Origin of the sequence: Blautia sp. DFI.6.71, from assembly GCF_020593585.1 — a bacterium.
In the GTDB taxonomy this organism is placed as follows: Bacteria; Bacillota; Clostridia; order Lachnospirales; family Lachnospiraceae; genus Blautia_A; species Blautia_A wexlerae.
In genome coordinates, this window is sequence record NZ_JAJDMJ010000031.1 from 36091 (window position 1) to 44808 (window position 8718).

9 protein-coding genes and 1 pseudogene are annotated in these 8718 nt (G+C 53.0%); 1 reads left to right on the forward strand and 9 read right to left on the reverse strand.

Features of this window, described 5'->3' with window-relative positions; all coding sequences use genetic code 11:
- Window positions 1-8: 8 nt before the first annotated feature.
- From LJE12_RS13035 to LJE12_RS13070, 8 genes and pseudogenes are all read right to left on the reverse strand, one after another.
- Window positions 9-1727: a C40 family peptidase gene (locus tag LJE12_RS13035; protein WP_227226707.1), complete on the reverse strand. Its 1719-nt coding sequence runs from the start codon at window positions 1725-1727 to the stop codon at window positions 9-11.
- Window positions 1708-4068 carry a VirB4-like conjugal transfer ATPase, CD1110 family gene (locus tag LJE12_RS13040; protein WP_331466168.1) on the reverse strand — a complete coding sequence of 787 codons (2361 nt, stop codon included), beginning with the start codon at window positions 4066-4068 and terminating at the stop codon, window positions 1708-1710. Before LJE12_RS13040 ends, LJE12_RS13035 begins: the two co-directional genes overlap by 20 nt.
- Window positions 4025-4414, reverse strand: coding sequence for a PrgI family protein (locus LJE12_RS13045; RefSeq protein WP_227226706.1), 390 nt, complete (start codon window positions 4412-4414; stop codon window positions 4025-4027). Before LJE12_RS13045 ends, LJE12_RS13040 begins: the two co-directional genes overlap by 44 nt.
- A gap of 3 nt (window positions 4415-4417) precedes the next feature.
- Window positions 4418-4987 carry an MT-A70 family methyltransferase gene (locus tag LJE12_RS13050; protein WP_330416877.1) on the reverse strand — a complete coding sequence of 190 codons (570 nt, stop codon included), beginning with the start codon at window positions 4985-4987 and terminating at the stop codon, window positions 4418-4420.
- A 2-nt stretch (window positions 4988-4989) separates the two neighbouring features.
- On the reverse strand, window positions 4990-5769 hold the full coding sequence (locus LJE12_RS13055) for a DNA-methyltransferase (protein ID WP_120041463.1): 780 nt from the start codon (window positions 5767-5769) through the stop codon (window positions 4990-4992).
- Window positions 5759-6490, reverse strand: a complete 732-nt coding sequence (locus LJE12_RS13060) for a septation protein SpoVG family protein (protein ID WP_227226705.1) — start codon at window positions 6488-6490, stop codon at window positions 5759-5761. Before LJE12_RS13060 ends, LJE12_RS13055 begins: the two co-directional genes overlap by 11 nt.
- Window positions 6491-6505: 15 nt before the next feature.
- Window positions 6506-7372, reverse strand: coding sequence for a VirB6/TrbL-like conjugal transfer protein, CD1112 family (locus LJE12_RS13065; protein WP_173758476.1), 867 nt, complete (start codon window positions 7370-7372; stop codon window positions 6506-6508).
- A gap of 11 nt (window positions 7373-7383) precedes the next feature.
- A pseudogene (locus LJE12_RS13070) lies at window positions 7384-7461 on the reverse strand (Maff2 family mobile element protein); the annotation flags it as partial.
- On the opposite strand from LJE12_RS13070, the gene LJE12_RS13075 reads away from it, so the two are divergent.
- On the forward strand, window positions 7448-7693 hold the full coding sequence (locus LJE12_RS13075; RefSeq protein WP_227226734.1) for a helix-turn-helix transcriptional regulator: 246 nt from the start codon (window positions 7448-7450) through the stop codon (window positions 7691-7693). The pseudogene LJE12_RS13070 and the gene LJE12_RS13075 sit on opposite strands and share 14 nt — an antisense overlap.
- A gap of 177 nt (window positions 7694-7870) precedes the next feature.
- Here LJE12_RS13075 and LJE12_RS13080 read toward each other — a convergent pair.
- The coding region (locus LJE12_RS13080) for a rhamnulokinase (RefSeq protein WP_255610841.1) at window positions 7871-8718 on the reverse strand (848 nt) is incomplete at its 5' end.

Sequence of the window (8718 nt, forward strand, 5' to 3'; positions counted from 1 at the left end):
ACCTCCTGTCACGGTAAACGCCCGTAGGCGTAAAAATGAGATTGCCAGTAGCTTGTATTCAAATTTGCGTAGCCGATGGGATCTCCGCAATGCAGCATTTTTCCATCACCGACATAAATCCCGCAATGACTCACGCCTGGCGTATCATAGGTGCCTTTGAAGAACACCAGATCACCGGGTTTGTGAGAGCTGGTCGGCGTACAGATGTTATAGAGCCCCTGGGCTCCCAGCCTGCCCACATTCCAGCCGGAGTGATTGATGACCCACGAAACGTAGCCAGAGCAATCAAAGGAAGTGGCAGGAGAACTGCCTCCCCACACATAGGGATAGCCGATGTATTTCTGCGCTTCAGCAAGCATTGCAGCAAAGGTTTCATCGTCCAGATATTCTCCGGGCACTTCGTAGTCACCGGGTTTCCCGGTAATGTACTTGTTCACATAGGGAGAATCCGGGAACAGATCGGGGCGGTTTCCCAGCGTTGCCATATAGATGGCATACCGGGAAAGCTGATCCTCGCCCATGACATACACGGGTACATGGGATAAATCAAAGTTCTCCAGCGTGACCGTACAGATGTAATAGTCGTAAGGCACCTGATAGGTGTCTGTATGGGAGTTGCCGTCCTCGTCCGTCCATGTGTCGGTTTCTGTGCGATACCGGGTTTCCACCACCACATCCTCCGTGAGAATGTACTGGCGGTCAAACAGCATTTGCAGCGTTCCCTGGACTTCGTCTATTGTCCATTGTCCCTCATGGAGCGCACACAAAAGAGAAAGCAGCACATAGGGGTCATGTTCGATTTCGTCCAGATCGAAGTGGTATTCGTCATAGTCATGGGTGCTTTCATAGGTGTCCAGATAATGCTGCAAATCTTCTTCCAGCGCACAGTAGGCAGCTTCGGCGGCCAGCATATCCCGATCCTCGCAAGGATAGGTGCTGGCCCCTAATGCACCGGCCCCGGCGTTCCCCAGCATAAGCATGGTAGAGGAACAGGACTGCATAGCAAACAGGAGTAACACACAGAGCACCGCAACCACGGCACCTGCGGGATGACTTTTGACAAATTCCACTGCCCGGGCGGTCAGGCGTTCTGTGGCTGTGGCAGTTTTCCCCGCCGCAGCTGCGCCCTGCTTTGCAGCCTCCTTTGCCTGCTTGCGATATTGCCTGCGGAGCCGTTGCTTCTGCCAGTAGCGGGTAAGCGCATTTTTCGTCAGCTCCGGGTGCTCCTGTGCGGCGGTGTGAAAATGGTAGTCCGCCGTGTGCTTGGTATAGCGGGCCTCGGCCTTGCGTACCACTTTTGCCGGATGTTCCCGGACTTTACGGCGCACAAAGCGGGAGCCATGCCGCAGTGCGGTTTCTCCCACAAGCTCAGAACGGTGTGCGCCTTCTGTGCCGACATTTTCCTGTTCCACTTCAAAAATCTTGCCATGCACGAAGCTGTGAACGGAACCACTGGCAACACGGCCTATGCGTTTTACCGGGCCGGGCTTTTTCGGCGGCTTTTGTTTTGCCAGCTTCTCCTGGGCCTGTTCCAGCTTTTCGCCTTGGGACTCCATACGGAGCTTTGCTGCCGCAGCCTGTTCTTGCTGGCTCTTTTTGCGGAACTTGGACTTTGGGACACTTTGTCCCGAAGTGTCGGAAGCCTCCGGCCCGGACTGCTCCTCGTCAGGGGCGTGGGCGGTCTGCGACCAAGCCTCCTCCTTGGCCTTATTCGTTTTTCGTTTCATTCTTCATATCCTCCGGGCGGGTAGTCAGCAGGTCATAGATTTCTCCGCGAGGGAACCGATCCACAAACGGGATGGTCACATTTCCATAGAACAACAGCCCCTCGCCGGAATTGCTGTGTGTGATATAGGAAAGCTGGTGCTCGGAAATACCGAGCTGTTTTGCCAAAATGGTACGGTCACTCTGCGCCTGCGAAAGCAGAATCATAAAATCCGTGTTGTCCAGAATGTTCTCGATTTCACGGCTTGCCAAAAGGTCTTTGACGTTCTGCGTCAAAGCAGACGGCACACATCCTTTTTTACGCAGCATTTTCCAGACCGCCACAAAGTAGCTGGCTGTCAGTGGATCACGGAGCAGAATGTGAAACTCGTCAAAGTAGCACCAAGTTGCCGCGCCCTCGTGGAAGTTCTGATCCACCGCCTGCGAAACAAACTCGTTTGTGATGTGCATTGCAATCTTTCTAAGGTTTTCGCCCATGTTTTTCAGAACGATGCACACCACACGGCTGTCCGTCTTGACGTTGGTAGGATGGTTAAAAAGATTGAGGGAGCCTGTACAATAAAGCTCTAAGGCAGTTGCCACGCGCCGGGCCTCGGGCTCCGGCTGGCGTAAGAGCTCTTCGTACAAATCCTGCAACAGCGGCGTTTTTGCGGTTTCCAATCCGAGCGCCTGCTCCCGGTACACCAAACGCACACAGCGGTCAATGACCGTCTTTTCAATGGGCTGCAAGCCTTCCTTGCCGCCGACCACCAGCTCGCACAGGGACAAAAGAAAATCCGCCTTCATGGAAAGCGGGCTTTCTCCGGCAGCCATATTGAGCTCCACATCCATCGGATTGAGATGGTGCGGGCTGTCCGGGGCAATCTCGATCACCTGACCGCCCAGCCTTCGCACCAGCGGCGCGTATTCGCCCATCGGGTCAACCACGATGATCCGATCCTGCGGGATGGTGAGAAACACATTCAAGAGCTCGCGCTTTGCGGCAAAGCTCTTTCCGGAGCCCGTAGAGCCCAAGTACATCCCGTTTGCCGATTTCAGCTTTTTGCGGTCAGCCATGATGACATTGTGGGAAAGTGCGTTCATGCCATAGTAGAGGGCCTGCCCAGCCATGCGGAGCTCCCTTGTCATAAAGGGGATAAAGATGGCGGTGGAGCTGGTTGTCATACCGCGCTGGATTTCTACCTCGTTGTAGCCAAGAGCTAACGAGGAAACAAAGCCCTGTTCCTGTTGCCAGTCCAGACGGCGCAGAGCGCAGTTGTATTTCTGTGCGATACCGCCCACGGTAAACACATCATTTTCCAACCGCTGGCGGGTAGGCGCAAGGTTTACCACCGTAAAGGTCAGCAGAAACATTCGCTCATTGCGGGACTGCAGATCGGCAAGAAGCTCCGCCGCGTCCTTGCTGAATGTGATCAGGTCAGGGGGAAGAATATCCGGGTCATAGCCGGAGCGCACAGCCTTTCTCTGTTCCTCCACCTTCATTTTTCCGATGTCAGAGATTTTCCCCTTGATGGTCTTGATTGCCTTGAGCTGATCCACGGTCTGAATGTGCATGGTCACGGTCATTTCCGCATCCAGTTCCAAGATTTCCGCCAGCAGCTTATCCGAAAGCTCTGATGCCATAATCTGCAAGTAGGACACCGCACCCCAATACTGGCCGATGCGGAATGTGCGGGACTGGCGGAAGTCGAGACTGTCCGGGGCAATAAAGTCTTTTGTGCCAAGCCCGGTCTGCGGGATGTCTTTCCACGAAAAGCGGAACGCTTCGCGGCTCCCCGGATGCATCTGGCTATGAAGCAGCGCAAGGCGGGCCCGCCCGTCCATAGGCTCCGAGGGAACGCCCAGCCGCTTAAAGTTCCCCATGACATCGGCCTCCACACGCTCCAGACGGGGCCGAGCCTCCGCAATCCCCTCGGCGGGTATGCCAAAGGTGATGTACTTTGAGCGTTCAATGCCGTTATTGCTTTTGGCAATCTGATTTTTCAGCATCCCGGTAAACTCGTCCCGGACACTGTTATAGTTGTCATCCGCTTTCGGGATATTGACCTGATAGCGGCTGCGGGAATGGGAACGGCGGTTGATAAAGGAAAGCTGGAACGGCAGCGAACTGTCAAAATAGTTGAGGAATGAGCTCCATCCGCTGAATATGGCGGTCTGATCCTCGGTGGATGCCACGGAGTAATTGATGTCCTCATATTCCACGGTTTTTGTATAGAGCCCACCCGGGAGCTTGCACACACCGTCCGGGTGCATGGACAGATACGGGATTGTCTGTTGGGCAGACAGGGCCGCCCGGCCTTTACCCTTGGCGGCGGCTCCGGTTTTTTTCTTTGTGTTTTTCAATCACATCCTCCTTTCCAGCGCCCGGCCCGGCAAAGGGCGCATAAATGTTTTCGGTTCGGTAGGCCCTGATCCCCGGCCTTAGAAACTTGGCCCGGATGATGTTCCGCACAACCTTTTCAAAGGGTAAGCCGTCCTTTTCATACATGGCCAGCAGGAACGCCGGGAGCATAATTCCCAGCATGAGAAACATCGCCCCGGTATTGCCGAGGGTGCCACGGGTCAGCAGATAGGCCGGAATCCCCACTGCGCCCGCGCTGCCGAAGCAGACAAGCTGGCGTTTGGTGAGGTTGAAAGCCATCTTTGTTTTGATTTTGGATAAATCGTTTGGTACGTTTACATAGGGCATAGATCACACTCCTTTCTGTACTTCGGGACAATGTGTCCCAAAGTCCGGGATGGTTGGTGTTACTTCATTTCCCCATACAGCCCAGCCGGGCGGGGTCTGCCTGGCAAAGAGCTCCACGCGGGGCAGATCGCCCATCAGGGAAAGAATCTTGTCGCGGGCCTCGTCCGGCTTTTTGCTGTGGGCCTCAATCGGGGAAATGATAAATTGATGGATATTGGCAGCCTGCCGCTTCGGGTGTCCCTTGGTAGCCAGCAGGCAGATTTCCGCGTTGCCCCTTGTCCAGAAGCCAAGGCCATAGAACCAGCTATCCGCTTTCTTGTTCTTTTTCAGCCAGACGAAAGCAACGCTTTTGTAGGTGAAGCCCCAAGCCTCGATCAGCCGGAGCGCCTCCGGGAGCTGCGGGAAAGTGGCCCATAAAAAGAGTGCGCTGTCCGGGGCTGCAAGATCAGCCACAGGCAACGCACATAAATCCTCAATGCTCATAGTGGGATAATGATTTTCCGCCGCGCCCTGTACTTTCTTAGCCGAGTAGCGCCAAGGGGGATCGGCGTAAATGATAGAATACTGCTGGATAATTACACTCCTTTCTCGCCGGAGCTTTTTACTGCCTGCGCCGCACGGATGCGCTCACTGGCGGCGGCATAAAAGGACGGGGCCGTTTCAAAGCATACAAAGCGGCGTTCTGTGTTGATGGCTGCAATCGCGGTTGTGCCGGAGCCAACGCAAATGTCCGCGACCAGTTCTCCGGGGTGGGTATAGGTGCGGATCAGATACTCGCAGAGCTCCACGGGCTTCTGCGTGGGGTGGATGCCGCCGGACACCGTAGGCACAAAAAGTACATTTCCGGGATAGCGGCGGCCATCGTTGGACTCCGATCCCTGCCGTTCAAATTTCCCATAGTTGGAGCTTGTACCGCTTCGGGAATGAACGCGGGCATAAGGCTTGCCATAAGTAAACTGCGGATTGTAGACCGGGGACTTCTGGTAAAACACCAAGATATTCTCGGACTTTTTCAGTGGAGCCCGGTTTGCATTGAGAAAGCCCGTTCCGCGCTCCTTGTACCAAATCCACTCATAGCGGAGCATGGCGAGGTTGGATGCGCCCAGCACCTTGTCAAAGGGGCACTGTGCGAAAAACAGCACTGCGCCATTCGGCTTGACTGCCCATTTCACCGCCTCCCACAGCTCCGGGAGCGGCAGGGGCACATCCCAATAATTCCGGGTTGTACCGTAGGGCGGATCAGTCAGCAGCATATCCACGCTATGTTTTGGCAAAGAACGCAAGCCCTCGATGCCGTCCATGAGAAACAAGCCCTCCTTCGGGACACGTTGTCCCAAAGTGCGGCTATCGGTCATTGCGGGCCTCCTTTGCTTTGGCAGGTGCAGGTCGGGCGGCATTTTCTTTTCCAGCTTGTTTCGCGGCCTCGGCCATCTGCTCCTTGATCGGGGCAGGCCGTACCGCCTGGGCCCGTGCAACAAGCTGTTCCACCGCCGCATGATACGCCTCCACACCAGCCGCATTGATCCGTTCCTGTGTGGCGCGGTCAGGAATCCGAACCGTAGCCCGGTATCCCGTCCGGCTGGCAGGATCAGGTTTAGAGGGAGCGCCGAGGAAAATCCCATTTTTCCCGTCCACAACCTTAAAATCGTCGATGACCACACCGCCAAAATTGACGCTGGCGAAGCCGATCAGTTTACCCTGCGGCTCAATCGGACGGACAGATACCGTGATCGGAACAACCGCCTCCTGCAAGACAGCATCTGTCCGCATTTTTACTGCCTCATCAATGCTAACGCCCTTGACTTCTGCAAGCTCCGCGATGGGAGCATCAAACAGCCAGCGCCGCTCCTCCGCAGCAATCTGCTCCGGGGTCAGCAATACATCGTCTTTCTTACTCAGATAAAATTCCTCCTTTCCGCTTGCCGGAGCAGGCTGGGCGGGGTCGTCCATCAGCTCTTTTTTTTGCAGGACGGCCTCCGTTTCCGCCATAAAGCGGTAAGCGTCCGCTTCAGTAAACTCCTCCGGCGTTTTTCCATTCCATAAGCGCGTTCCATCCGCCCCGTATCTTCTCGGCATAAGCACCTCCTCCTGTTAATGAGCGCCAAAGATACGCTGGGCAATGCTCCCGGTCTTAAAGAGCATGAAGCAAAGCAGAACCGTGTAGCCCACAGTTCCCCAAATCGCCCCAATGGGATCGCCGCTTGTTGCGATGCCTTGAATGAGCACCGCGTAAATTGCAACACATACAAGAATCAGCAGCCCTTGAAAGCCCACGGCAAACAGGGACTTGATGTAGTTCTGTCCGGTGCCGCCAAGCTCCCGGTTGGAAAGCGTAGCAACGGGGATGGGGGCCAGACTGGTCAGCAGATAGATTTCCAGCATCCTGCCATACACCAAAATGAAAATGATAATTCCCATCGCCTTCATTGTGAAGCCAATGAGCGCAGACTGCAGCCACAGCCCCAACAGCGGCCCTAAGTCCATCGTCTCCAGCGAGGTTTCCAGTTCGGCAAGCATATCCGCCGAAACATCGGTAGAACCTTGAATGAGCCCGCCTGCCTGCGCGATAACGCTCTGCGACACATCGAACACAGCCATGACGATATTGAATGTATTTGACAGGATTAAGATTGCACAGGCTGTTTTGAACATCCATTTATAGAGGTTCGCAACGTCAACCTCGTGCATATTGTTCTTTTCCAAAAGCATCTGTATGAGCTCATAAGTGGCAACAAAGGTCAGCACCATTCCGGCAATCGGCAGGATCACCGTTTCGGAAAGCTGTCGGATCAGGGAGAAAACCCCGGCGTGCCACGCCGCCGGGGTAGTCCCTACCTGTGCCGCAATCTCTCCGACCTGGGTATTGACGGTATCAAAAAGACCTTCGAGGTTTCCCATGATCCCGCCAATCAGAAGCTCTTTGAGCCAGTTTGTGAGCCAGTCGGTGAGAAAATCCATAAGCGCCTACCTTAAAACAGGCCAGACAGCAGCGGGATCAGTGTAGTGCCAATGACGATGATGCCGCCACCCGCCATGAGCTGGTTCATACAAAACTTTCGTCAATATGCCAATACCACACCAGCTCAGTATATCCAGTCATTAAGAGTTACCAATGCAAAAATGCTTCTGGAAACAACCAGTTATAATATTACGGAAATATCCAATCTGATCGGGTATGAAAACCCATTGTATTTCAGTAGATTTTTCCGGAAACAGTGTGGCATGTCACCTTCGCAGTTCCGCAAACAGCTGGTACTGAATACAGAGCACTTTCAGTAAAACGGCGTCTTCTCTATCAGCTTTATCTCCTGTAGTTTTTAACTGTTATAATCGAAATGTGGACGCTACTGCCAGCGGCACTCTAAATGTATTTATTTTTTTGCAAAAAAGAATCCTGAAAATTCCAGGATTCTTTTTCTATTGCAATTCTTTTAAATAATATATCTGAGACAGTTTCTATTCTTTATGGACTTTTACACCGAAGGACTCATGAATGATAGCACGAGCCTCTTCGACTGTTTTAAACTCTTCTGCTTTCAGCATCTGTGCTGTGATATTTCCGATTGCAGTTGCCTCTCCTGGACCTGCATGGATTTCTTTCTTTGTTGCCTTTGCAGTCAGCTCATTGAGATATCCTGCATTGGAACCGCCGCCTATGATATGAATACGGGTGTAAGTCCTGCCGGTCATCTCTTCCAGCTCTTTTGCTGTCTTTGCATAGCATTCTGCAAGACTTGTGTAGATAACTGTTGCAATCTCTCCCAGAGTTTCCGGAACTTTCTGTCCTGTTCTGCGGCAGTAATCCTTAACTTCCTGTGTCATATTGTCAGGAGAAAGGAAACACTCATCATTTGCGTCTACTCTTGACGGGAAATCCTTTGCTTTCTCTGCCATTGCACAGATTTCTGCGAAACTGTATGCATCATTCACTTCATGACGTACAGACTGGATCATCCAGAGTCCCATGATATTCTTCAGATAACGGAAACGGCCTGCATAACCGCCTTCATTTGTGAAGTTCATCTCACAGCTTTTCTCAGAACAGTCTGCTTCTTTTCTTTCAATACCCATCAGTGACCATGTTCCGGAACTGATGTAGATAAAGTCATCATCATTTGCAGGAACTGCCAGTACAGCAGATCCTGTATCATGTGTTGCAGGTACAACTACTTCCACATCAAATCCCACTTCTTCCCTGATCTTATCTGACAGATGTCCGATGCCTGTGCCAGGCATGATCAGCTTCTGGAACATTTTTCTCGGATAACCGAGCATATCGATCAGTTCATAATCCCAGTCCTTAG

Excerpts from the sequence above, each read along its gene's own strand:
- LJE12_RS13035 (WP_227226707.1), bottom strand. The coding sequence starts at position 1,727 with ATGAAACGAAAAACGAATAAGGCCAAGGAGGAGGCTTGGTCGCAGACC.
- LJE12_RS13045 (WP_227226706.1), bottom strand. The coding sequence starts at position 4,414 with ATGCCCTATGTAAACGTACCAAACGATTTATCCAAAATCAAAACAAAG.
- LJE12_RS13055 (WP_120041463.1), bottom strand. The coding sequence starts at position 5,769 with ATGACCGATAGCCGCACTTTGGGACAACGTGTCCCGAAGGAGGGCTTG.
- LJE12_RS13060 (WP_227226705.1), bottom strand. The coding sequence starts at position 6,490 with ATGCCGAGAAGATACGGGGCGGATGGAACGCGCTTATGGAATGGAAAA.
- LJE12_RS13065 (WP_173758476.1), bottom strand. The coding sequence starts at position 7,372 with ATGGATTTTCTCACCGACTGGCTCACAAACTGGCTCAAAGAGCTTCTG.
- LJE12_RS13075 (WP_227226734.1), top strand. The coding sequence starts at position 7,448 with ATGAGCTGGTTCATACAAAACTTTCGTCAATATGCCAATACCACACCA.